General features: G+C 63.2%; 22 protein-coding genes. 14 read left to right on the top strand and 8 right to left on the bottom strand.

The genetic code is table 11. The features are described 5' to 3' along the window. The first annotated feature begins 10 nt into the window (after positions 1-10). On the top strand, positions 11-361 hold the full coding sequence (locus tag AC1DTQ_RS10430; protein ID WP_477849512.1) for a GFA family protein: 351 nt from the start codon (positions 11-13) through the stop codon (positions 359-361). Further along, complete coding sequence (locus tag AC1DTQ_RS10425) at positions 358-1,278, top strand: DUF2785 domain-containing protein (protein WP_477849511.1); 921 nt, start codon at positions 358-360, stop codon at positions 1,276-1,278. The genes AC1DTQ_RS10430 and AC1DTQ_RS10425 overlap by 4 nt, the downstream gene beginning before the upstream one ends. A gap of 56 nt (positions 1,279-1,334) precedes the next feature. Here AC1DTQ_RS10425 and AC1DTQ_RS10420 read toward each other — a convergent pair whose 3' ends face one another. Beyond that, the gene (locus AC1DTQ_RS10420; protein ID WP_477849509.1) at positions 1,335-2,261 is read right to left on the bottom strand and encodes a LysR substrate-binding domain-containing protein; all 927 of its coding nucleotides are present in this window, start codon (positions 2,259-2,261) and stop codon (positions 1,335-1,337) included. Positions 2,262-2,376: 115 nt separating this feature from the next. Here AC1DTQ_RS10420 and AC1DTQ_RS10415 point away from each other — a divergent pair, with 115 nt between their 5' ends. Together AC1DTQ_RS10415 and AC1DTQ_RS10410 are read left to right on the top strand one after the other, a co-directional pair. Further along, positions 2,377-3,285, top strand: coding sequence for a DMT family transporter (locus tag AC1DTQ_RS10415; protein ID WP_477849508.1), 909 nt, complete (start codon positions 2,377-2,379; stop codon positions 3,283-3,285). Next, positions 3,282-3,509: a cyclase gene (locus AC1DTQ_RS10410; protein ID WP_477849507.1), complete on the top strand. Its 228-nt coding sequence runs from the start codon at positions 3,282-3,284 to the stop codon at positions 3,507-3,509. Before AC1DTQ_RS10415 ends, AC1DTQ_RS10410 begins: the two co-directional genes overlap by 4 nt. A 118-nt stretch (positions 3,510-3,627) precedes the next feature. Here AC1DTQ_RS10410 and AC1DTQ_RS10405 read toward each other — a convergent pair whose 3' ends face one another. Then, entirely contained in the window at positions 3,628-4,554 is a 927-nt protein-coding gene (locus AC1DTQ_RS10405; protein WP_477849506.1) for a peptidylprolyl isomerase, read from the bottom strand. A 146-nt stretch (positions 4,555-4,700) separates the two neighbouring features. Here AC1DTQ_RS10405 and AC1DTQ_RS10400 point away from each other — a divergent pair, with 146 nt between their 5' ends. Next, entirely contained in the window at positions 4,701-5,066 is a 366-nt protein-coding gene (locus AC1DTQ_RS10400; RefSeq protein ID WP_310094518.1) for a PadR family transcriptional regulator, read from the top strand. Beyond that, positions 5,063-5,986, top strand: a complete 924-nt coding sequence (locus tag AC1DTQ_RS10395; protein ID WP_477849504.1) for a sensor domain-containing protein — start codon at positions 5,063-5,065, stop codon at positions 5,984-5,986. Before AC1DTQ_RS10400 ends, AC1DTQ_RS10395 begins: the two co-directional genes overlap by 4 nt. A 117-nt stretch (positions 5,987-6,103) precedes the next feature. On the opposite strand, the gene AC1DTQ_RS10390 is transcribed toward AC1DTQ_RS10395, so the two are convergent. Continuing rightward, positions 6,104-7,348 carry a polyhydroxyalkanoate depolymerase gene (locus AC1DTQ_RS10390; protein WP_477849686.1) on the bottom strand — a complete coding sequence of 415 codons (1,245 nt, stop codon included), beginning with the start codon at positions 7,346-7,348 and terminating at the stop codon, positions 6,104-6,106. Between the two features lie 70 nt (positions 7,349-7,418). Further along, positions 7,419-8,012: a class I SAM-dependent DNA methyltransferase gene (locus AC1DTQ_RS10385; RefSeq protein ID WP_477849503.1), complete on the bottom strand. Its 594-nt coding sequence runs from the start codon at positions 8,010-8,012 to the stop codon at positions 7,419-7,421. Positions 8,013-8,118: 106 nt separating this feature from the next. Here AC1DTQ_RS10385 and AC1DTQ_RS10380 point away from each other — a divergent pair, with 106 nt between their 5' ends. Beyond that, positions 8,119-8,535, top strand: coding sequence for a CopD family protein (locus tag AC1DTQ_RS10380; RefSeq protein ID WP_477849502.1), 417 nt, complete (start codon positions 8,119-8,121; stop codon positions 8,533-8,535). 48 nt (positions 8,536-8,583) lie between these two features. Here the strand turns inward: AC1DTQ_RS10380 and AC1DTQ_RS10375 are convergent, their stop codons facing one another. Beyond that, the gene (locus AC1DTQ_RS10375; protein ID WP_477849501.1) at positions 8,584-10,272 is read right to left on the bottom strand and encodes an alkaline phosphatase family protein; all 1,689 of its coding nucleotides are present in this window, start codon (positions 10,270-10,272) and stop codon (positions 8,584-8,586) included. Positions 10,273-10,410: 138 nt separating this feature from the next. Here AC1DTQ_RS10375 and AC1DTQ_RS10370 point away from each other — a divergent pair, with 138 nt between their 5' ends. Next, positions 10,411-11,760, top strand: coding sequence for a dicarboxylate/amino acid:cation symporter (locus AC1DTQ_RS10370; protein WP_477849499.1), 1,350 nt, complete (start codon positions 10,411-10,413; stop codon positions 11,758-11,760). Next, a complete protein-coding gene (locus AC1DTQ_RS10365; protein ID WP_477849498.1) occupies positions 11,747-12,169 on the top strand; it encodes a GNAT family N-acetyltransferase in 423 nt (140 codons plus the stop codon). The genes AC1DTQ_RS10370 and AC1DTQ_RS10365 overlap by 14 nt, the downstream gene beginning before the upstream one ends. Before the next feature lie 34 nt (positions 12,170-12,203). Here the strand turns inward: AC1DTQ_RS10365 and AC1DTQ_RS10360 are convergent, their stop codons facing one another. Continuing rightward, entirely contained in the window at positions 12,204-12,611 is a 408-nt protein-coding gene (locus AC1DTQ_RS10360) for a hypothetical protein (protein ID WP_477849497.1), read from the bottom strand. Positions 12,612-12,958: 347 nt separating this feature from the next. Between AC1DTQ_RS10360 and AC1DTQ_RS10355 the strand changes: the two genes are divergently transcribed. Then, positions 12,959-13,474, top strand: coding sequence for an acyl-CoA thioesterase (locus AC1DTQ_RS10355; RefSeq protein WP_477849496.1), 516 nt, complete (start codon positions 12,959-12,961; stop codon positions 13,472-13,474). Positions 13,475-13,525: 51 nt separating this feature from the next. Here AC1DTQ_RS10355 and AC1DTQ_RS10350 read toward each other — a convergent pair whose 3' ends face one another. Further along, positions 13,526-14,356: a C40 family peptidase gene (locus AC1DTQ_RS10350; RefSeq protein WP_477849495.1), complete on the bottom strand. Its 831-nt coding sequence runs from the start codon at positions 14,354-14,356 to the stop codon at positions 13,526-13,528. Between the two features lie 108 nt (positions 14,357-14,464). After that, on the bottom strand, positions 14,465-15,058 hold the full coding sequence (locus AC1DTQ_RS10345) for a C40 family peptidase (protein WP_477849494.1): 594 nt from the start codon (positions 15,056-15,058) through the stop codon (positions 14,465-14,467). 95 nt (positions 15,059-15,153) lie between these two features. Between AC1DTQ_RS10345 and AC1DTQ_RS10340 the strand changes: the two genes are divergently transcribed. The 4 genes from AC1DTQ_RS10340 (at position 15,154) to gorA (ending at position 19,706) form a co-directional block, all read left to right on the top strand. Then, positions 15,154-15,633 carry an FKBP-type peptidyl-prolyl cis-trans isomerase gene (locus AC1DTQ_RS10340; RefSeq protein WP_477849493.1) on the top strand — a complete coding sequence of 160 codons (480 nt, stop codon included), beginning with the start codon at positions 15,154-15,156 and terminating at the stop codon, positions 15,631-15,633. 122 nt (positions 15,634-15,755) lie between these two features. Beyond that, entirely contained in the window at positions 15,756-17,009 is a 1,254-nt protein-coding gene (locus AC1DTQ_RS10335; protein ID WP_477849685.1) for a DUF418 domain-containing protein, read from the top strand. Positions 17,010-17,079: 70 nt separating this feature from the next. After that, complete coding sequence (locus tag AC1DTQ_RS10330; protein ID WP_477849492.1) at positions 17,080-18,330, top strand: NAD(P)/FAD-dependent oxidoreductase; 1,251 nt, start codon at positions 17,080-17,082, stop codon at positions 18,328-18,330. Next, the gene (gene gorA / locus AC1DTQ_RS10325) at positions 18,327-19,706 is read left to right on the top strand and encodes a glutathione-disulfide reductase (RefSeq protein ID WP_477849491.1); all 1,380 of its coding nucleotides are present in this window, start codon (positions 18,327-18,329) and stop codon (positions 19,704-19,706) included. Before AC1DTQ_RS10330 ends, gorA begins: the two co-directional genes overlap by 4 nt. Positions 19,707-19,710: the final 4 nt, after the last annotated feature.

Here is a 19,710-nt window from a genome sequence, read left to right as displayed (position 1 = left end):
GAAGACGCTCATGAAACACTCCGGCAGCTGCCATTGCGGCAAGGTCGCCTTCGACATCGAGGGCGACATTCAGGAAGTCACCGACTGCAACTGCTCCCTATGCCGGCGCCGCGGCGGATTGCTCTGGTTCGGCCCGCGCGAGGCGTTGACGCTGAAGACGCCCGAATCCGATCTGTCCACCTATACCTTCAACAAGCACCATATCCAGCATCGTTTCTGCGCGGCCTGTGGCGTAGCCGTGTTCGGTGAAGCCGACAATCCCAAGACCGGCACGAAGATGCTCGCGGTCAATGTGCGCTGTCTGCCGGACGTGGACCTGAAGACGCTCAAGGTGAACGAATTCGATGGCGCAAGCCTGTGAGTACTGAGCGCGTCGATCAATGCCGGTGGCTGCCGCGCGCGCTGCTCGGTTTCGCATTGCTGTCGCCGTTGTCGGCCTGGGCCGAAGGCGCCTGTCCACCGGAGGGCACCGATGCCGGGTCGCTGCAGCTGTTGAAGCAACAGGATTTCGTGGTCGCTGATGCGACCACGCGCAACACGCTTGCGATCAGGCTGCTCGGTTGCCTGTCCAGCCCGGATCCGACGCTGCGCGACGGCATCGCTTACGAGGCGATCACTGCGTGGCTGCGCGGCAATGGACTGGAAGCCGACACGCGCGTGCGATTGCGAGATGATCTTTACGCGATGTTGCAGACTCCCGATGCGGAAGGCTTCTCGCGGCCCTTCGCGGCGCTGGTGCTCTCCGAAGTCGCGCGCACCGACCGCATCGCTCCCTGGATGACGTCGGCCGAACGCGTGGCCATGGTGGACCACGCCGTGGCCTATCTGCGTTCGGTGCAGGACTACCGCGGTTTCGACAATGCGCAGGGCTGGCGCCATGGCGTGGCGCACGGCAGCGACTGGTTGATGCAACTCGCGTTGAATCCCGCGTTGGAGCGTCCGCAGCTGGAGAGCATGCTCACCGCGATCGCCGCCCAGGCGGTACCGGAAAGCGCGCACGCCTACGTGTTCGGCGAACCGGGCCGGCTTGCCCGGCCGGTGCTGTACATCGCCAAGCGTGGCGTGCTGGTCGACGCCGACTGGTCGGCCTGGTTCCTGGGTCTGCCAGAACGCATCGGCGAGCGCGAAAAAGCCTATTCCGACACGGCCTGGCTAGCGCGCCGACACGATCTGCTCGCGTTCCTGACCAGTATTTATCTGGAGGCCGACCAGACCGCCGACGCTCAGATCAAGGCGTTGAAAGCTCCGGCGGTGTTGGCGCTGAAGATCATTCCCTGATTACTCTCGCTTATGTTGAGCCGGGCAAGCTCGGATCTACAGCAGCCGTGCGGGCCTTATCTTCCTAGCAGCGCGGCAGGAATGGCCGGCATCGGCGTGCGTTCGTCCGGCGCTTCTTGTTTCATCCAGTCGATGAAGAGTGCGGCGGCGGGGTTGAGCGGACGATGAGTGGGATAGACCGCGTAGTAGCCGAAGCGCGCTTTCAACGCCGGCCCCGGTAAGCGGATCAGTTCGTAGCGTTGCAGGTAGGGCATCACGATCTGCTTGCGCGCCAGGGCGGCGCCGATGCCGTACACCGCCGCGCGCATGGCGTCGGTGCTGTCGCTGAAGATGTGCATGGGCGGCAGATTCAGACCGCGCACTCCGGCAGCGCGGAACCAGTCGCGCCAGCCCTGCAGGGCCATGTCGCTTACCAGCGGTAGTGTGGCGATCTGGCGTGGCTCGCTGATCCTGTCGACGCCTGCCAGCGCGGGCGAGGCCACGGGAAATAGTTCGTCGTCCATCAAGTGATGGGAAGTCAGGCCTGTCCATTGCCCAGCACCGTGGCGGACAGCCAAGTCGGGGCCGTCGTCGTCGAAACGGGTCAAAGCGATGTTGGCGTCGATATGTATGCGGATGTTGGGGTGCGCGGCGCAGAAGCGCGGCAGGCGCGGCAGCAGCCAGCAATAAGTCAGCGAATGCAGGGTAGAAATACGTAGTGAGGTGATGCTGCCGCTGTGGTGCAGGTTGGCGGCAACGGCAGCGATGTCGGTCATCGCGGCGGTGGCGGCATCGGCCAGTTGGCGCCCTTCTGGGGTCAAAGTCACCCCGCGAGCATTGCGCTGGAACAGCACCACGCCGAGGTTGGCTTCGAGCTTGCGCACATGGTGACTGACTGCGCTGGCGGTCAGGTGCAACTCTTCGGCGGCATGGGCGAAATTCTGGTGACGCGCGGCGGCGGCGAAAACGCCAAGGGCAGGCAGCAGGGCCGGGCGCAGGTTCATTCTGAACTCCTGGGAGACACAAGCCAGATTTGTGACTGACCCGGATAGTACGCGCTTGTGGGCCCGCGTAGTTCAAGGAAAATGGAGGCAGACAACAAAAAGCAGGAGTAGTGCGATGGCGGCCAACGGTGTGGTAGCGACGAGCAGCGGGACTGTGGCAGCCACGCGCGACTGGCGCACGCCGCTGGAGTTGCTATTGCTGGGCGCCATCTGGGGCGGCTCGTTCCTGTTTATGCGGGTAGCGGCCAAGCCGTTCGGCGCATTCGCGCTAGTGGATATCCGGCTGGCGTTGGGCGCGTTGGTAATGCTGCCGTTTCTCTGGCGCGACCGGGCAGCCTTCACTCTGGGAATCTGGCCGAAGCTGGCCCTGATCGCACTGATCAATTCCGCGATTCCCTTCCTGCTGTTCGCCTGGGCGGCGCAGCGTTCGCCGGCAGCGATCGGCGCTATCTGCAATGCCATGACTGTGTTGTTCGCGGCATTGGTGGCGTTTCTGTTCTTCGGCGAAAAGATCGGCGTGCGCCGCGCTCTGGCTTTGCTGGTGGGTTTTGCGGGCGTGGTGGTGCTGGCGACCAGCAAAGTGGCCGGCCTTAGCGTGGGCTGGGCGGTGGTGGCCGGCGCCAGCGCGGCATTGTTGTACGGCGTGGGTCTGAACCTGGTACGTCGGCACATGGCGCATCTGCCGCCAGCGGCATCGGCAGGCAGCACCTTGAGTTGCTCGGCCTTGTTGCTGGCGCCGTTCGCGGCTACTCATTGGCCGACGGGACCGATTTCGGCAGCGGCCTGGTTCAGCGCCATCGCACTGGGCGTGCTGTGCACCGGTTTCGCCTTCCTGATGTATTACCGCTTGATCCAGCGCATCGGCCCCACTCGCACGGCGGTGGTGACCTATCTGGTGCCGCTGTTCGGCGCCGCCTTCGCCTGGCTGTTCTTGAGCGAGCCGGTCACCCCCACCATGATCGCCGCCGGCCTGCTGATCCTGGGCAGCGTGGCGGTGAGCCAACGCGCAGGGAACAAGAAATGAGCGCCGTCGCGACGACGCAGAAGCGGGTGGTGTTCGATTTCGAGATCGACTTCAGCAACGGCGGCGGGTTGCAGGGGCAGGGATTCCGGCTGGACATCGAAGGCGAGGATATTTCCGATGCCGAACTGGCGGATTACATCGTCAGCGATATGCGTTTGCTGATGGTGGGCGCGGTGCGTATCCGCAACAAGCGGATCATCGAAGAAGCACACAAACGCATCTGAAGTATTGAAGGTCGTCATCCCGGCGAAAGCCGGGACCCAACTATCCGACAACTTTGAGTTGGGTCCCGGCTTTCGCCGGGATGACGATTCTTACTTGTACGTTTTCAAGCCGCGAGAATTAGTTCTTAGCCACTCGCACCGGCAACGGCACATTGCACAGGTCGATATGCCCGGCGGGACGCTTGTAGAAATCATCACGGCGGTTGCGGCGCGCCTCGGTGGCTTCCACGAAGGTCTTGCTGTCGGTGCGCAACAGCTGCAGCGGGACGCGTTCGGCTTCCGGCAACTCGCTGGCCAGCTTGATCGACTTAATGGTGGTGCGCAGCTCGGGCTTCTCGTAGAAGCCCATCGGCGCAGGTCCGCGGGGGATGACGCTGAGCAATTCCATACCCTGGACCACACGACCCACCACCGTGATGTTGTCGTCCAGCTGGCGCGGCGATTGCCCATCGACCACGTACAGTTCCGCGCCGATGCTGCTGTCGGCGTCGTTGTTGCGGCCCGCACCCAAGGTTCCGTAGCAGTGCGCCAGCCAGGTCGTGCTGGCCTTGGGATCGTGCCCGACAGGGAAGCCATCGACGAATCCGACCCGCGGCGCCCAGCCGTCGGGGTCGGGTAGACGGTCGAATTTCAGGCCGGCGGAGGCGCGGTGGAATTCGGCCGGCAGCTTCTTCTTCGCCGTGCCCAGCGGACGGGCCTTGGCAGGGTCGTCTCCGTCCGGATCGCCGAACTGCACGACGAAATTGTCTTGCGAGCGATAGATGCTCAATCCGTCCCAGAAATGCTCGCGAGCCATCGTGCGGATATTGGCCACATGCTCGGGCGCGAACTGTGGTGCCAGTTCGATGATTACGCGGCCTGTTTCCAATTCGAGATACAGGGTGTTGGCGGGATCCAGGGCGCGCCAGGCATCGGCAGGCGAGGCGTCGATGATTTCCTGCGCGCTCTTGTACTTGGGCGGCTCGCCTTTGGGTTGTTCCGCAGCCGCCAGCGGCGACGAAAGCAGGGCGATGGCGCAGGCGAGCAGGGCGGGACGCAGGGTCATATGGATAGCCGGAAGGAGGTGAACCCCGATTCTCGCCGGACTTGGAGCCCATGACCAAGCGCCTGGTGACTAATGGCACATTCGCTATACCTAACTCAATACTAGTATTCCCTCCAACCTAGCGGCCTCTGCCGAAAGGGGAGGCCATGAACGATTCCGATGTCCATCTGAAAAAGTTCCAGAAAGAGCTCAGTGCCGGCACCGTGTCGCTGGCTCTGCTGGCGGTGCTGTCAAAAGCGGAGGAGCCTATGTACGGCTATCTGATCGCCAAACAGCTGGAGCGCGTAGGGGAAGGCGTGCTCAGCGGCAAGCAGAGCGCGCTGTATCCGGTCTTGCGCAATCTGGAGGGCGCGGGGTTGCTGGACAGCTTCGTCGAGCCTTCCATGTCCGGTCCGCCACGTCGTTACTACCGCATCACCGAAGCAGGGCGGCACACCCTGCGCGAATGGGTAAGCGCCTGGCGCGCCACCCGCGACTCCGTAGATTCCGTCCTGTTGGGGATACTCGAATGAACGCTCCCATGCCTCCCGAAAGCCGCCTGCCCACCACGATTCCCGAATACCTGGAGCAATTGCGCGCCGCGTTGCGCGGCGCCGATCCGGCCATGATCCAGGACGCGGTCTACGACGCGGAAGAATACCTGCGCTCAGAACTCGCCGAACAAAGCGGTAAGAGCGAAGCCGAAGTCATCGCCTCGGTCGCTGGCAGTTACGGCGCGCCGGAGGAAGTGGCTGAAATCTACCGCGACACCGAGGTGACGGTGAATCGCGCCTTGCGCGCACCGGTCCCGCAGAAACGCAAGTCCGCGATCGGCAAGTTCTTCGGCGTCATCGCCGACCCGCATACTTACGGCGCGTTGTTCTACATGTTGCTGTCGCTGGCTACCGGCATCGTCTACTTCACCTTCGTGGTGACCGGCGTCAGTCTGTCGGCCGGGCTGATGATCCTGATCATCGGCATCCCGTTGCTGGTGCTGTTTCTGGGCCTGATCCGCGTGCTGTCGCTGGTGGAAGGACGCATCGTAGAAGTTCTGTTGGGCGAACGCATGCCGCGCAGGCCTCTTTACACGCAGCGTGGCAAGGGCTGGCTGGAGCGCATCAAAGAGATGTTCACCGATGGCCGCACCTGGACCGCGATGCTGTACTTCCTGTTGATGCTGCCGCTGGGCACCGCTTATTTCACGGTAGCGGTGACCTTGCTGAGCGTGTCTTTGGCCTTCATCGGCGCTCCGATCGGGTACCTTTTCGCAGGTGAGCACTACGCTTTCACTATCGACAATTACAACGTGATCGCCAGTGCGCCCTGGTTATTGCCGCTGATATGCGTGGCTGGAGTCCTGCTGCTGTTCGCCACCCTGCATCTGGCGCGCGGTATCGGCAAGCTGCACGGGCTGCTGGCCAAGCATCTGCTGGTGCGCAACGCAGTGGTTTGATTTGGAAACTGTAGGAGCTGCGCAAGCTGCGACCATAAAAACAAAGGCCTACGGAGATTATCCGTAGGCCTTTTCAGTTTTCGGTCGCAGCTTGCGCAGCTCCTACGGCGAAAGAATCTACGCCGCGTACTTGGCGATAAAGTCCCGAACATCCGGATAAACCACTTCACGCCAACGGCGCCCGCTGAAAATGCCGTAATGGCCCGCACCCTTCACTGTCATGTGCTGGTGCTTGGTCTTCGGAATACCGGTACACAGATCGTGCGCGGCGGCGGTCTGGCCCAAGCCGGAGATATCGTCCAGTTCGCCTTCGATGCTCAACAGCGCGGTCTTCTTGATCGCCGCAGGGTTCACCAGCTCGCCCTTGATCTTCCACTTGCCGCGCGGCAGCAGGAATTCCTGGAACACGGTGCGGATGGTGTCCAGGTAGTACTCGGCCGGCATGTCTAGCACCGCGTTGTATTCGTCGTAAAACCTGCGGTGCGAGTCGGCATCTTCCAGGTCGCCCTTGACTAGGTCGGCATAGAAATCCCAGTGCGACATGAAATGCCGGCTGGGGTTCATGGCGATGAAGCCTGCGTGTTGCAGGAAGCCGGGATACACCGAACGGCCATGACCGGGATACGCCGAAGGCACGGTATGGATGACGTTGTTCTTGAACCAGGACAGCGGATTCTTCGTGGCCAGGTCGTTGACCTGGGTCGGGCTGTGGCGCGCATCGATAGGTCCGCCCATCATCACCAGCGAACGTGGCGTGGCTTCTCCGCGCGCGGCCATCAGCGATACCGCCGCCAACACCGGCACGGTCGGCTGGCAGACGCTGATCACATGCAGGCTGTCGGCGCCGATATGACGGATAAAGTCCTCTATCGTCGCCACGTAATCGTCCAGGCCGAACTCGCCTTCTTCCGCAGGCACCAGGCGCGCATCGATCCACTCGGTCACGTAGACCTTGTGGTCCTGAAGCAGCGTGCGCACGGTATCGCGCAACAAGGTCGCGTGATGGCCCGACAGGGGAGCGACCACCAGCACGGCCGGTTCCTTCTTCATCGCCGCGATGCTTTTCACTTCATCGGTGTAGCGCTTGAAGCGAAGCAGGCGGCAGAACGGCGTGGCGATGATTTCCTGTTCCACCACCGGAATCTTGGCGCCGTTGACTTCCACTTGGTGGATATTCCACGGCGGCTTTTCGTAGTCCTTGCCCAGGCGGTGCACCAGCTCGTTGCCGGCGGAGATGCGGTCGGCGCCGGGCAGGGTGGACAGCCAGCTGTTGGGATCGGAGAAGAGCTTGGCGTTGGCTTCGGCCTGGTGGATCCAGGGAGCCATCCAGTTGCGGCTCAGTTCATGCCATTGATAAAGCATCATCGGGTACGGAGTCCGGCGAATAGCGGGTTGCTGCGCCGCAGCATACCGCAAACCGGCAAGGCTAGGCTTAATCCGCTTTTTCCAGGGCCGCCGCCTGGTCTGCGAGGGCCGGAGACAGCCAGCAATGCGATCCCACCGATTGCAGGCCATGGGCGCCGAACTGCTTGCGGTACCAGCTTGCGGCGCGGGGTTGGAAACCGATGTGGTCGCCTTCGAACTCGTCCTCGCGGGAGAAGGTCTCCAGGAAGGCCACGCCTCCGCAGAGTTCCGCCAACCCGGGCAAGCCGCGTTGCAGTTCGCGCGCGGGCACGTAGTGCAGCACATCCGCGCAAATCAGCAGATCGACCGGTGGGCAGGGACGCAGCTGGGAGAAATCGCCGAAGTGCGCGTAGTGCAGATTGCGGCGCGGACCGTATTTCGAGACCGCGAACTCGCTGCTATCGAATCCTAGATAGCGCAGTTTCGGGCGCAATTTCAGCAAGGGTGCGCGCCACGCGCCTTCCCCGCAGCCGATATCCAGCACAGTGCGGATGGGACGCTCCAGGTAGTACTCGGCGCAGGCCACCGCTAGCGCGACCTTACGCGCAAGCCGTTGTGGACCGCCGATATCGCTGCGGCGGTACCACTGCTGGAAGTAGGCCTGATCGTACTGTTTGGTCATCTTGATGGCGCCGGAATCGGAAGTTGATATGCGACGGGAGCAAGGCGCATTCGATGCCGCGATGCGCGCTCCGCTATCCTATTGTCAGCCAACGGGAGCCAAGCGTATGTATTTCTGGGTCAAGACCGCACATCTCGTCTTCGTCATGGCCTGGATGGGCGGCGTTTTCTATCTGCCGCGCATTCTGGTGAACCTTACCGAGAGCGGCGGTCAGCCTGAAGTGCAGGCGCGCTTGCTGATGATGGGGAAGAAGCTCTACCGCTTCGGCCACACCATGTTCGGACTGGCGCTCGTCCTGGGCTTGGTGCTGTGGTTCTACTTCCACATCAGCGGCGGCTGGCTGCACGCCAAGCTGACCCTGGTGGCGCTGATGCTAGCGCACTTCATCATCGCGGGCCGCTGGTTGAAAGGCGCCGAGAAAGGCCGCGCGCTGCCGTCCTCGAAGGCTTTGCGCTGGTTCAACGAATTGCCGGTGCTGTTGCTGGTCGGTGTGGTCTACCTGGTGTTGGCCAAGCCGTTCTGAAGCAGTTGCGTGGCAGGTGCGGGCATAGTCCGCACCTACGAAAGCGCATTATTTCTTCTCGAAATCAGCAGGCGTCGGCAACTCCACCGGCACTCCATCGGCATTGCAGGTCTTCGCCGCGCACAGACGCTCGCGCAAGCGGGGCGTGGCCTGCACAATGAAATGGTAGATAGTGTTTTGTTCCACCGTGCCGCGCACCGCATCGCTGCCAGGGCCGCGGGCCCAGATGCCGACGTCTTCGCCGCCATGGGTTTCGGCTTTCAACGGGGTCGTCGCTTCTTGCAGGTAATCCGGGTCCTCGGTGTCCACCTTGGTCAGATCGGGGCGGCCATCGGCGGCCTCGGAGCTGCTGGGTTCGTGCAAGAATTTTTTCGGACCGGCTTCCTGCGCATTGCTGGCGCCGACATAGCCGGGGCCGTTGGCATAGTTGAGCGTGGTGTACGGCAGACCGCTGAGATCGCGCGCGTAATCGTCGCGGTTGCCGTCTTCGCCACCCACTCCCCGGACCTTGCCCAGCATGGGGTTGCCACGCACCGGGTAGCCGACGAAGTTCAGCGTATGCGAATGGTCCGCGGTCACTAGGATCAGGGTGTCTTCCGGCGATGTGGCCGCGGCCGCGGCCCTCACCGCGTCGGACAGCGCAATGGTTTCGTCCAGCGCGCGGAACGCATTTCCATAATGGTTGGCGTGGTCTATTCGTCCGCCTTCCACCATCAATACATAACCGTCCGGATTGCGGGATAGCGTATGTATCGCTGCGGTCGTCATCTCCGCCAAGGAGGGTTCGCCATCGGGACCCTTGTTGCGGTCGTGGTCGAACTGCATATGGTCGGGCTCGAACAGGCCAAGCAGCGCTGATGCGTTGCCGGCCGCATCCAGTTGGCGCTTGTTCCAGGCATAAGCACCCTGCGGGTGGGCACGACGCCATTCTTCGACCAGATCGCGTCCATCCAGGCGCTGGCCGACCTTGTCGTCGTATTCGGGGTCGCGTTCTTCGACCGTGGTGTATTCGCCGCGGCCTCCGCCCAGCGCTACCGTCGGACCCTTGCCGAAACGCGAGGTCATCAGCTGCTGCGCTATGTCCTTGCAACCTTGCGTCTTCGCCTCCGCTGGCACGTCGGTGTCGTTTTCCCAATTGCGTTCCGGGGAATGGGCGTACGTCGCCGCTGGCGTGGCATGGGTAAGACGGGTGGTGGTCACGATGCCAGTGGCCATGCCTACGCTGTCGGCAAGTTCAAGCCAGGTAAGCGCGGATTTATGCAGACTGTCCGCGCAGTCGTCGCGCTTGCCGGCGGTAACGCCGATCGCGCCCATGTGCGTCTTCACGCCGGTGGTGATGGCGGTCATGGTGCCGGCCGAATCGGGTGTCTGCGAATCGGTGTTGTAGGTCTTGCTCAATGCGGTGTTGGGAAAGGTTTCCCAAGCCAACTGGTTCTCTTCGCCCGGGCCGCCTTTGCGCTGGCCCTCCAGGATGCGGGCGGCGGCCACGGTGGTCAGGCTCATGCCATCGCCCAGGAACAGGATCACGTTCTTCGCCCGTCCGTTCATCGCGCCATTGCCCGCTGCGCGCGCTGCGCCGCTGCGGTACCACCAGGCCGGGGTTTCGGCTGCGGGATGCGCAACCTCGGGCACCTTGATCAAGTACGTGGCCGGCCTGTCGTGGCGCGCGGGCACTGCGGCGCAGGCGGCAAGCAAAACCAGGGAAGAGCAGAGCAGAGCGGGGGCAGGTCGAAGCATCGCTGGGTCCATGCGGGCAATCCCAGATTATGCCGTGAGTACAGTGTCCTGCCGATGACATGACGCAATTCCAGTGCTGCCGTCGCGTCCTTTTGCCGACTGGGCTATCGTGCGTGCACGCAATGGTGGGTTGATGAAATGAAATTAGTGGCAGCCTGGTTCAAGATCCCGTTCTGGCAACGCGTGGTTGCCGGTTTCGTGCTGGGCGCGCTGGCGGGCTGGGCGTTCGGGCCTTCGGCGGAGACCTGGTTCGGTCCGCTGGGCGATCTCTACGTCACCCTGATCAAGATGATCGCGATACCGCTGGTGTTCTTTGCGGTGATCAATGCGGTGTCCAGCCTGCATGGCCAGAAATCGGTCGCCGCGTTGGGCGGGCGCACCTTCCTGTGGTTCGTGATCACCGCCGTGCTGGCGGTAGGCGTGGGTCTTGCGGTGGGCATCGTGGTGCAGCCGGGCGTGGGGGTGACCACGCTGCAGGTCGATCCCAACTACGTGCCCAAGGACGTTCCCAGCCCGATCCAGGTGCTGTTGAATGTGGTGCCTTCCAATCCATTCCAGGCGCTGACCGGTATCGGTGCGGTGAAGAACGCGGCGGGCGAAACTGTACTGGCCGCCGGCAAGGGCTCGATCCTGCCGGTGATCTTCTTCGCCATGCTGCTGGGCTTCGCCATGGTCAAGCTGGGCGAACGTGTGGCCGGTGCTCGCAAGCTGGCGGGCGAAGCCAGCGAGGTGATGATCCAGGTCACCCGCTTCGTGCTGGAGGTCACCCCCATCGGCACCTTCGGCTTGATCGCGGCGCTGGTGGGCGCCTATGGGTTCGAGAAGCTGCTTCCGCTGCTGAGTTTCGTTGGCGCGCTGTATCTCGCCTGCGCCTTGCATATCGTCATCGTCTACAGCGGCCTGCTGCTGGCGCACGGGCTGAATCCGATCAAGTTCTTCCGCGGCGCCGCGGCCGGTATGCAGGTCGCCTTCGTCAGTTCTTCGAGTTTCGCGGCGATGCCGGCCGCGATCCGTAGCGTCACCCACAACCTGGGCGTCAACAAAGACTACGCCTCGTTCGCCGTGCCGTTGGGCGCGAGCATCAAGATGGACGGTTGCGGGGCCATCTATCCGGCTTTGTGCGCGGTGTTCATTTCTCAATACACCGGCCATCCGTTGAGTGCGGATCAATACTTCATCGTGATGATCGCCTCGGTGCTTGGAAGCTTCGGCACCGCCGGCGTGCCGGGCACGGCGGTGGTAATGGCCACGGTGGTGCTGAGCGCCGCAGGCCTGCCGTTGGAAACCATCGGCTATCTGTATGCCATCGACCGGGTGCTGGACATGATGCGCACCATGACCAATGTCACCGGACAGATGCTGGTGCCAGTGCTGGTGGCGAAAGAGACCGGAATGCTCGACCGCACGATCTACGAAGCGGCACCGACCAACGTCGGCATCGAAGAAGAGGACTTGAAGGTGCCGGAGAAGCTACGTGAACGCGCCTGACGAGATCGCTCTGGTGGAGCAGTTCCCCGGCGTGGAGGATTATCGCCGCCTGCGCAGCGTCGCCGGCTTGTCGCCGAAATCGGCGGAGGCCGCCGTGCTGGGGCTGGCGAACACGCTGTATGGAGTCAGCCTGAAGCTGTGCAACGACACCATCGGCATGGGCCGGATCATCGGCGATGGCGGTTGTTTCTTCGTGGTGGTCGATATCGCGGTGCAGCCGGAATATCAGCGGCGTGGGCTCGGCAAACGCATCATGGGCGCGCTCGATGCGTGGCTGCGCGCCAATGCGCCGGATTCCTCCAATGTCTCCCTGTTCGCCGATGGCGACGCGCGGCATCTCTACGCCCAATACGGCTTCGTCGAGGCCGGTCCGGTTTCGGTAGGGATGGATTACACCGTCAGGCGCTGAAAACAATAGCGGCGATCTCCGCCGCATCACGCTTTCAGATTTCGTTGCGAGGCATCGCCACTAGCGCGGCCAGGACCGCAAACGGAATCGGCAGCAGCACGCCGACCACGGTCATCCATTCCGGATTGGGGATGAGCGTGGCGTAGACGATCACGGTCGCGGTAAGCAAACCTCCGATCACCAATGCTGCGGCGCCGCGACGGCCTTTCGAGGTACGGGCCGCAGTCCAGCCGCCCAGCAGTGCCGCGAGCGCCCAGGCGCCGAGAATGCAAGCCTGGGCCGAAGAGGGAGTCGCCGCGGCGTAAGCCGATAGCGATTCGGGAGTAGCGAAATCGGTATTCGTCGGCAACGGATAGATCTCCGCGATGCCGTACCAGCTGCCGATCAGCGCCAGGCTGGCGATCAGCGCGCCAGAAAAAGTCCCCAAAACCGTGCGTACCATCGCGTTGTTCTCCTGTGGTTCAAGCCGTAAGCATGGCGCGACTAAAACGAAGTCGCAACCCGCTGGTTCGGTGAAGCGTTGACGACAGCTGCGACGAGTTCCACACCGGCGAGGTGGCTGCGATCAAGTCGTCTTCCGCAACGGAGGCAGGCGTGGCTTGGCCAGGCGCGCAGCCAGCACTGCCGCCGGGACCGGCAACAGCAGGCCTTAAGTGCTCATCCACGCGGGGTGGTGGGGCATCATGGCGATCATTGCCCTTCCTCTTGCCGGCCTACCGTCCGCAGGATGACGCCAAGCCTTGCGCGCCGCAACCGGATAAGCTGCTGCCCGACAGAGGAGATCGATGCATGAGCGGCGAACAACGCGAGCTGACTTTCCGTTTCCTGGCCGAACCCACCGACGTGAACTACGGCGGCAAGGTGCACGGCGGCGTGGTGATGAAGTGGATCGACCAGGTAGGCTACGCGGCGGCGGTGGGTTGGAGCGGCCACTACAGCGTGACCGTGGCGGTGGGCGGCATCCGTTTCGTCGCACCCATCCGCATCAGCGATCTGGTCACGGTGACGGCGACCCTGGTCTATACCGGCACCAGCAGCATGCATTTCGCCGTCGACGTACGCGCACGCGATCCCGGACTGGACTCCAGCCAGGCCGAGAACCGCCTGTGCACCCACTGCATCATCGTGTTCGTGGCGCTGGACGGCGTGGAAGGCAAGCCCATGCCGGTGCCGTCATGGAAGCCCGAAACCGATGACGACCGCCGCATGTCCGAGTACGCGACCAAGGTGATGGAACTGAGCAAAGGCATCGAGCAGACCATCGCCCACTACCAGCAGCCCACAACGAAGAAGGCCGCGGATTAGGCGGCCTTCGGATCGTGCTTGAGTAGGGCGTGCTGGCTAGGACAGCGCGGTTTACATCGCCACACGGCGGGCCTGCATGAACTTCGCGCTCCAGTAACCGGTGATCAGGCTGTCCACGCGCACGTCCTTGCCGGTGCTGGGCGAATGCAGGAAACGGCCTTCGCCGACGTAAATGCCCACGTGGCTCACGCGGCCCCTGCGACCGAAGAACACCAAGTCGCCTTGCTGCAGGTCTTCGCGATTCTTGATCAGTTCGGCGTCGGACTTGCGGGCCATGTCGCGTGAGACGCGCGGCAGATCGATGCCCAGCGCGGTGCGGAACACATAGCCGACCAGCCCGCTGCAGTCGAAACCGCTGTCGGGCGAGGTGCCGCCCCAGCGGTACGGCGTGCCGAGCAGGGTCAGTGCACGCTGGAGTACGGTTTGCACCTTGCCGCCGGAATCCTGCTGCCCAAGCACGCCGGTGCGGCTGAGGTCGTAATTGGCCAGCAGACGGCTCAAGTCGCCAGCGAACATCGCCGAGCGGTCCAGCATCGGCATCGTGTCGCTGGCGGCGAGTCGCGGCAACAGGGCGGTCAGGGTAGCGGCGGCGGCCTGTGCGGCCTTATCGCGGACGCTGTTGGAAGAGACCTTGTCGGTGGTCGTTACCGCGGTCGAGGCCAGCGCATCGGCTATTACGGCGTCCGCAGTAGCGGCGACGACGGACTGGGAAGACGCCTGCTTGAGCGCGGCAGCCTCGAGCGGGGCGGCGACGGGCGCGTTCTGGGCCTGGGCCGAAATACTGGCTAGGCAAAGGACGGCGGTGCTGAAGAGAGTAAGGGTCACACCCCGAAGGGGGCGGCGGGCGGCGGGCAGGCCTTTTTGCAGGTCGTCGGTCGTCACGCGGAGATCTGTGCAGTGAATCAGGGACGGATCATGCCGTCATAAGTCCTTCATATGGTTCAAATTTCGTTAGTGTCGCGTGAATTCAATAGAACACGTGTCACATTTTCAATTCAATACGCGTTTGGCGCCAGAATAATGATCGCGCCAGTAAGGGCCATCCAACTGGTCCAGCCGGACCGTCCCGCCGGTGCTAGGCGCATGCACGAAGCGCCCTTCACCGACGTAAATCCCCACATGGCTCACGCTGCCTTTGCTGCCGAAGAAGACCAGATCGGCAGTGGCTAGCTTTTCCGGGGCAATGCGTGGCCCCTGGATGCTGGCGAGCTCGCGAGAAGTGCGCGGCAGGCGCAGATCCAGCATGTCGCGATAGACATAGGCGACCAGGCCGCTGCAGTCGAAACCCGTTTGCGGGGTGTTTCCGCCATATGTGTAGGGCGTGCCTACCAGGCCGATGGCCCGCATCAACACCGCATTGGCGGCATCGGGATCGGCGGGTATTACCTGCGGCCAATGTCGTTGCGTTGCCCCGGCCGGCGGGGTCGGCCGCACCTGCTGCCCGCCGCATCCGCTCAGCAGCAAAGCGAGAAGCAGTGGGAGTAGGAGCAGGGCTGCACGAGGGAAGGCGACGCCGCGACCTCCCGCACTACGGGCGGCAACTGGCGTGGGACCCGGCAAGCCGGGATAATGCGCGGCCTTCATTGCGGCCAATATTGACCGCAATCTCCCGTGGCCCACAAGCCGCTCCCGTCTGCGATCGCCTAACCAAACGCGATGCAGCCCTGCCAGAGCCGAACATGAAAATCGCAAAAGACAGCGTGGTCCGTTTCCACTACACCGTGTCCGAAGTGGGCCAGGAATCGCTGGAAAGCTCCAAAGACCGCGAACCGCTGGCCATCCTGTACGGCCACGGCAACATCATCCCGGGCCTGGAAACGGCCATGCTGGACCGCGAAGCCGGCGACAGCTTCGGTGTCGACGTGGCCGCAGCCGATGCCTACGGGGAAAAGCGCGACGGCCTGAGCCAGCGCGTGCCCAAGAAGCATTTCGGCGCGCAGAAGCTCGAGCCCGGCATGCAGGTGGTGTTGCAGACCAACTTCGGTCCGCGCGCAGTGACCATCCAGAAGGTCGGCATGAGCGTGGTCGACGTCGACCTGAATCACCCGATGGCCGGCAAGGATCTGCATTTCGACGTGGAAATCGTGGAAGTGCGCGAAGCCAGCGCCGAGGAACTGGAACACGGTCACGTGCATGGCGACGGCGGTCACCACCACTGATCCCGGCCGTTGATCCAGGTTCCGGATCGATACCGACGGCTCGCTCAGGCGGGCCGTCTTCGTATCCGGTGCCCTGTAAGCGAGGTTCCGACCCATATCGCCCAAGGAGCAAGATGAGCACGATGCCGCCTTCGCTGGCTATGAATCCGATTCCTGTCGCCGAGCGTATCCAGACCTTGGACGTGGTGCGCGGCTTCGCGCTGCTGGGCATCCTGCTGATGAACATCGAAGCCATGACCGGCCCGTTGATGGCCACAGCGACTGGCTTGGATCCCGCCTTGACCGGCGCCGACCGTTGGGCCGATGCGCTGATCTATCTCTTTGTGCAGGGCAAATTCTTCACCCTGTTTTCGCTGTTGTTCGGCATGGGTTTTGCGGTGATGTCGCAGAGGGCGCAGGCCGCGCACCGTCCGTTCGCCGGTATTTATTGGCGACGCGGCCTGACCCTGCTGGGGATAGGCCTGGTGCATGCGCTGTTGATCTGGTCCGGCGACATCCTGGTGGCCTATGCCTTGCTTTCGATGCTGCTATTGGCGTTTCGCGAGGTGTCCGCGCGCTGGCTACTGTGGTTGGCCATCGCTTCGTTTCTCGCGCCCCTGTGCCTGATGATGCTGCAGGGTCTAATGGGGTCGCTGATGCAATCCACGCCCGAGCTGGCGACAGCCTGGGAGCTGACCATGGGCAAACAGGAAAAAATGATCGCGGCCATGCTGGAGGGGCAGCGCCAGGCGTTCGGCGCCGGCAGCTATCTGCAGGCGACGCTGCAACGGGCGAAGGATCTTGGCTTTTCGCTGATGAACCTGATGATGATCGGACCCTTGATATTCGGCATGTTCCTGCTCGGCTCCTGGTTGGTTAAGACCGGGGCGATCGCGCATCCGGAAAACCATCCGCGACTGTTCCGCAGAATGCGCTGGCTGGGCTTGCCGGCGGGTCTGGCGATAGTGCTGGGCTCGTTCGTCTGGCATCCCACGCAAGATCCCGCCGAAATCAGCCTGACCGCTTCGAGCGTATTCTGTCTGAGCATGCTGGGCGGCGCGCTGATGTGTCTGGGGTATGCCGGCTGGGTGGTACACGGCATGCAGTCGCCGACGTGGGCAGCCAAGCTGGCCTGGCTGGCGCCGGCCGGACGCATGGCCCTGACCAATTATCTGCTGCAGTCGCTGGTCTGCACGCTGGTCTTTTACGGCTACGGACTGGGTTACTTCGAACGACTGCCGCGGGCTTGGCAGGTTCCGTTCGTGCTGGCGTTGTTTTGCGCGCAGTTGTTGCTGAGCCGTTGGTGGTTGCAGCGCTTCCGTTTCGGTCCGATGGAATGGCTGTGGCGTTCGCTGACCTATCTCAAGCCGCAGCCAATGCGAGTCGGTGCGAACTAGATCGTATGCAACCGCATTGTGCGCATCGAGCATGTACCAGATCAGCTGCTTGCTGTCCTAGACTAGGGCAATGACTGGACAACGCGACGAAGTTCTAATCATCGGCGGCGGCGTGATCGGCCTGGCCACGGCGCTGGCGCTGCTCGAAGCTGGCCGGGGCGTGCGCGTGCTCGAAGCGGCGACGGTCGGCAGCGGCGCTTCGCACGGCAACTGCGGCACCATCACGCCGAGCCACGCGCCACCGCTGGCCGCCCCCGGCATGATCGCGTTGGGTCTGCGCTGGATGTTCACCCCGGACGCGCCGCTGTATCTGAAACCGCGGCTGGATCCTGGGTTGTGGCGCTGGCTGGCGCATTTCGCCGCGCGCTGCAACCTCAAGAATTGGCGGCAGAGCACGCAGTCGCGTTCGGCGATCCTCAACGATTCGCGCAGCCGCTTGGCCGACTGGGTGGAACGTTACGGGCTGCAATGCGAGTTCGCGGAAGAAGGGCTCGATTACGTATTCCGGCAGCGGAAGTACTTCGACCATTACGCGAAAGAGTGCGAGTTGCTGCGCGAATTCGGAATCGTCAGCGAAATACTCGACGGCGCCGATTATCTGCGCGACGAACCGGCTTTGAAACCCGGCGTGGCCGGTGCGGTTCGTTTCCCGGACGATGCGCGCCTGCGTCCGGATCGCTACGTGGCGGAGCTCGCGAGAGTGGTGCGGGAGCGGGGCGGCGTGATCGAGGAAAATTGCCGGGTCGATTCGCTGCAGGAGTCCGCTAACGGCGTGATCGTGGGAACGAGTCTGGGTCCGCGCAGCGGCAGCGATGCGGTTATCGCGCTCGGTGCCTGGTCGCCGGCGTTGGCGAGCACGTTGGGGATCAAACTGCCGATCCAGCCGGGCAAGGGCTACTCGATCACCTATTCGCGTCCTGCGCTGGTGCCCCGGCGTGCGATGGTGCTGAAGGATCGGCAGGTTTGCGTGACCGTGTGGGATAGCGGCTTCCGCCTGGGCAGCACCATGGAGTTCTCCGGTTACGACGAGACTTTGAATGAGACACGGCTGGCTGCGCTCGAGTTCGGCGCAGACGAGTACCTGTATGAACCAGTCGGCGCGGTCATTCATGAACGCTGGTACGGCTGGCGGCCGATGACCTGGGACGACTTGCCGGTGCTCGGCTGCGTGCCCGGCAAGCGTAGGCTCTGGCTGGCCGCCGGGCATGGCATGCTCGGCGTCACCATGAGCGCGGCCAGCGGACAATTGATGGCGGACTTGATCGTCGGCAACACGACCGCGATCGATCCCGCGCCCTATCGGATGGAGCGTTTCCTGTGAGTGCTGCTTTACCGGCTTACGATTACGACCTGGTGGTGATCGGCGGCGGTTCCGGCGGCCTGGCCGGCGCTTTCCGCGCTGCATGGCATGGGGCGCGCGTCGCGCTACTGGAACCTGGCGAGTTCGGCGGCACCTGCGTCAATGTGGGATGCGTGCCGAAGAAGGCGATGTGGTTGGCGGCCGAACTGGCGCAGCGCATCGATATGGCCTCGCGGCTGGGATTCGGCTTGCCGCCGCCTAAGCTCGACTGGCGCGAATTCATCGTCCATCGCCAGCGTTACATCGCCGGCATCCACGACAGCTATCGCAAGCGCTTGGACACGGCCGAGATAGTACACCTGCCATGCCGCGGACATTTCATCGATGCGCATACGGTGGAAACCCATCAGGGCCTGCGCATCAGTGCTGCGCACGTATTGATTGCGACCGGTGGTCAGCCGAAGCGTCTGGGCATTCCCGGCGCGGAACTGGGTCTGGTCTCCGACGATTTCTTCAATCTTTGCGGCGCGCCCGGGCGCGTGGCGATAGTCGGCGGCGGCTATATCGCAGTCGAATTGGGCGGCGTCCTGCAGGCGTTGGGCAGCAAGGTGGAACTGTTCGTGCGCGGCAAGCGCCTGCTCGATTCCTTCGACAGCGAGCTTACCGACGCACTGACGGAAAACCTCAGGCAGCATGGCATCCATTGTCATTTCGGGCACCAGATCGCTTCGCTTGAGCAGGCGGGCGGGCAGCGGGTCCTGCACGAGCGCAACGGGCAGATCAGCGAACCCTACGATGCCGTGATCTTCGCCACCGGCCGCAAGCCCAATAGCCGGCAACTCGGTCTGGAAGACATCGGCGTGGCCATCGACGGCGATGGTTTCATCGTGGTCGATGAATTCCAGGACACCAGCGTTGCTAACATACATGCGGTGGGCGACGTTGCCAGCCGGCTTGCGCTTACGCCCGTGGCCATCGCCGCCGCGCGTCGCCTGATGGACCGCCTGTTCGGCGGCAAACCAGAAGCGAAGCTCGATTACGACGACATCGCCACCGTGGTGTTCGCGCATCCGCCGCTGGGCATGGTCGGCCTGACCGAAGCCGAGGCGCGCGAACGCCATGGCGATGCGGTGAAGACCTACAGCGCCGCTTTCCGCCCGATGCTGCACGCGTTGGCCGATTCGCCGCAGCGCAGCCTGTTCAAGCTGGTATGCGTGGGCGAAGGCGACGCACCCGAACAGCAGCGCGTAATCGGCATCCATCTGCTAGGCGAAGGTGCGGACGAAATCCTGCAGGGATTCGCAGTGGCCTTGAAGAAGGGCATCACCAAGCGCGATCTGGACGACACCATGGCGATCCATCCGACTTCGGCGGAGGAAGTGGTGTTGATGCGGTGATGAG

It is taken from the genome of Pseudoxanthomonas sp. P4_B2 (assembly GCF_056402315.1).
The sequence above is the reverse complement of the archived record's forward strand: the minus strand, read 5'-3'. Positions and strand labels throughout refer to the sequence as shown.

Coding starts and splice junctions, on each gene's coding strand:
- AC1DTQ_RS10355 (WP_477849496.1), top strand. CDS start 12,959: ATGAGCGGCGAACAACGCGAGCTGACTTTCCGTTTCCTGGCCGAACCC.
- AC1DTQ_RS10360 (WP_477849497.1), bottom strand. CDS start 12,611: ATGGTACGCACGGTTTTGGGGACTTTTTCTGGCGCGCTGATCGCCAGC.
- AC1DTQ_RS10420 (WP_477849509.1), bottom strand. CDS start 2,261: ATGAACCTGCGCCCGGCCCTGCTGCCTGCCCTTGGCGTTTTCGCCGCC.
- AC1DTQ_RS10370 (WP_477849499.1), top strand. CDS start 10,411: ATGAAATTAGTGGCAGCCTGGTTCAAGATCCCGTTCTGGCAACGCGTG.
- AC1DTQ_RS10390 (WP_477849686.1), bottom strand. CDS start 7,348: ATGCTTTATCAATGGCATGAACTGAGCCGCAACTGGATGGCTCCCTGG.
- AC1DTQ_RS10375 (WP_477849501.1), bottom strand. CDS start 10,272: ATGCTTCGACCTGCCCCCGCTCTGCTCTGCTCTTCCCTGGTTTTGCTT.
- AC1DTQ_RS10340 (WP_477849493.1), top strand. CDS start 15,154: ATGAAAATCGCAAAAGACAGCGTGGTCCGTTTCCACTACACCGTGTCC.
- AC1DTQ_RS10415 (WP_477849508.1), top strand. CDS start 2,377: ATGGCGGCCAACGGTGTGGTAGCGACGAGCAGCGGGACTGTGGCAGCC.
- AC1DTQ_RS10380 (WP_477849502.1), top strand. CDS start 8,119: ATGTATTTCTGGGTCAAGACCGCACATCTCGTCTTCGTCATGGCCTGG.
- AC1DTQ_RS10430 (WP_477849512.1), top strand. CDS start 11: ATGAAACACTCCGGCAGCTGCCATTGCGGCAAGGTCGCCTTCGACATC.
- AC1DTQ_RS10335 (WP_477849685.1), top strand. CDS start 15,756: ATGCCGCCTTCGCTGGCTATGAATCCGATTCCTGTCGCCGAGCGTATC.
- AC1DTQ_RS10395 (WP_477849504.1), top strand. CDS start 5,063: ATGAACGCTCCCATGCCTCCCGAAAGCCGCCTGCCCACCACGATTCCC.
- AC1DTQ_RS10385 (WP_477849503.1), bottom strand. CDS start 8,012: ATGACCAAACAGTACGATCAGGCCTACTTCCAGCAGTGGTACCGCCGC.
- AC1DTQ_RS10345 (WP_477849494.1), bottom strand. CDS start 15,058: ATGAAGGCCGCGCATTATCCCGGCTTGCCGGGTCCCACGCCAGTTGCC.
- AC1DTQ_RS10405 (WP_477849506.1), bottom strand. CDS start 4,554: ATGACCCTGCGTCCCGCCCTGCTCGCCTGCGCCATCGCCCTGCTTTCG.
- AC1DTQ_RS10400 (WP_310094518.1), top strand. CDS start 4,701: ATGAACGATTCCGATGTCCATCTGAAAAAGTTCCAGAAAGAGCTCAGT.
- AC1DTQ_RS10330 (WP_477849492.1), top strand. CDS start 17,080: ATGACTGGACAACGCGACGAAGTTCTAATCATCGGCGGCGGCGTGATC.
- AC1DTQ_RS10410 (WP_477849507.1), top strand. CDS start 3,282: ATGAGCGCCGTCGCGACGACGCAGAAGCGGGTGGTGTTCGATTTCGAG.